Source organism: Streptococcus sanguinis, assembly GCF_020729725.1.
In the GTDB taxonomy this organism is placed as follows: Bacteria; Bacillota; Bacilli; order Lactobacillales; family Streptococcaceae; genus Streptococcus; species Streptococcus sanguinis_V.
This window is the reverse complement of sequence record NZ_JAJEPA010000019.1, coordinates 1-2,251: the sequence shown is the minus strand read 5'-3', so window position 1 is coordinate 2,251 and position 2,251 is coordinate 1. Positions and strand designations below refer to the sequence as shown.

At 34.3% G+C, this 2,251-nt stretch carries 3 protein-coding genes; all 3 read right to left on the bottom strand.

Annotated features, from left to right (window positions below; translation table 11 throughout):
* Positions 1–381: 381 nt before the first annotated feature.
* The gene (locus tag K4I03_RS10030) at positions 382–711 is read right to left on the bottom strand and encodes a hypothetical protein (protein WP_227965121.1); all 330 of its coding nucleotides are present in this window, start codon (positions 709–711) and stop codon (positions 382–384) included.
* 204 nt (positions 712–915) lie between these two features.
* A complete protein-coding gene (locus K4I03_RS10025) occupies positions 916–1,590 on the bottom strand; it encodes a hypothetical protein (RefSeq protein ID WP_227965119.1) in 675 nt (224 codons plus the stop codon).
* A gap of 68 nt (positions 1,591–1,658) precedes the next feature.
* Positions 1,659–2,251, bottom strand: a 593-nt coding sequence (locus K4I03_RS10020; protein ID WP_227965118.1) for a DUF4942 domain-containing protein, incomplete at its 5' end; no start/stop codon positions are given.

Below are 2,251 nucleotides of genomic sequence, written 5' to 3'. Positions count from 1 at the left end.
TAAGAGAAAATAGAGAATTGTTAACATTAAGATTCCTTTCTAGAAAAATTTCTACAAATTTAGATGATTTAGCGATTTTTTTGATGCAATTTCTAGGCTTCACTGTTCAAGAAAGACCAAACAAGACCAAAACCAAATAGAAACACTCCATAAATTTTCCAAAAAATATCAGTTGTGACGACCACTCCCTTATTCGTAATATTCGTTGTATTCGTAATAATAGATGTTACGGAATAAGCAAAAGTACCATTAAACACTAAAAATAAAAATACAAATGCTATGGTCAATATCAACGGCACTAAGAATAAAACTAGAATTATGTTTAGATAACTAATAAGTCTCTTGATAAATGAGATTTTTGTTTTCATAATCCGTCTCCTCTTACTTTTCTATTTTTAAAAGGATTGTCTTCGCACCAGCCAGAGCATCAAAAAAATCTATTGGAATAATTTCTGCTTCTTCTATAAATTCTATTGGCATTCCTAGCCAAATATGCCCCCAAGCTTCCCCTGGTTTTTGAACAAGTCTATCTTTACTCAAGATGCCCTTGCCTTCAGTATAAGCAAATATAGGGGACTCAATTTCAACTTGGCCATTCTCTTTGAATTGTTGGAATTGGGCTTTAGAAATAATAATGGTGTCAAATTTTTCACCATCAATCCATTTCTGATCCTGTTCAACAGCCTCTGCTTTTTTTGCGTCAATAATCATTGCTTAGTTTCTCCTATCTTTTATTTAGTCTTACTTCTCCACTCATTTTAACTTCTTGAATTTTAAAGTTGGTAGCTTGGTTTTAAAAGCCTCTTCTCCTACCAGAACTCGTTCCATCTTCTTACGAATTTCATGATTTCCTTGTAACATAGCACACGCATATATAACTTCAAAAAAAGTACCTGCTAAATGAGAATCAGCCTCTCAAAATTCATAGAAGCCCATACGCCCCAGAGCTAATTTCATACTGTCATTGGTTACTAATTGAGTTAAGACTTTCCTGTTAGTGAAATAGTCTAGCAAAGCATACTTCAGTAACGCATCGCCTTTTGTCGATAGGAAATGCAGTGGGTACTGATTACTCTCTTCGTCAATCGGTTTCAACTTTATCTTTATAAGATAATGATTGATACTCGCTTTTAATACTTCTTCCTCCTGTTGAGAAGAAAGCTGCTTACTGGCATAATACAAGTCTATTGGCTCTGTTTGTTCGTCATCAAAGATAACGCTGCTAGTTTCTCTTGTTTCACCTTGACTTTCTTCTAACTCTTGAGGGGTTTGAGTTTCAAAAAAGATATCTTTAGGATAAACCTCGTAGTCTCTAGTAAAGTCATTTGTCCTTTCCAGCTGCTCCTCGATGCGAACGATGAACGGTAATAGGTAACTTCCCTTATCAGACTTTGTTATTGGCTTAATAACTAATTTATCACCCTCTACGACCAAATAACCATCTATGTCACTCAAAGTCTTTAACCGATAACTTTTTACATTAACTTTTTTTACATCTCCAAACCTCTTTGCCAATACCCCAAATGGAAAATGGGAGGGCAATATGACTGTTCCAGTCTGGCTGCTTTTAATTAGTTTTACATAAACCATATTTCTATCCAATCAAATTGTGCTATACATTTAGTATAGCACAACTCTCTTGATTATCAATCAAGGGTTTAAGAAGCTTTGAACTCAATCGCATAGGAATTAAGTTCTGGAAGTTCTTTCTTCAAAAATTCTTGAGCTTCTTTACTTGTTTTCACTTCTTCTTCAGTTGGCAGCCAATTTTTAGATTGGCCAACAATGTAATTCAGTTTTGCCAGGGCCTGTAGATCCTTAAACCAAATGTGAATGGTTTCTTTTTTGAAATACTTGAATCTGATTAGGTTGTTTTCAAATTCATAATCTCCTAACTGAATCCATTCACCACGGCTAGTTGCTGATACCAAATCAAAGACTTTTAAAATATCTTCCAATTTGTCCTTGATTTTATAGTCAACAGAATCATATCCTTTTCTTTCCCATACTGAGTTCACGACAAACCCTCTGCGCATTGGAAGAACAATTTTAGGGTTTAGTTTATAGGCACTATTTGTCCTCCAACCATTATAATAATGAATATTTTTAGAGAACTTATTCATTGAATGACTTGTCACTTCATCAAAAAAACTCTCCAATGCACTTGTCAGGTATTTTTCTTGATTCTGGGCCAGACTGAGCAACATTGTATAAATGTTTTCCAATGTGATTTCAGTATTTTTCAACCTCT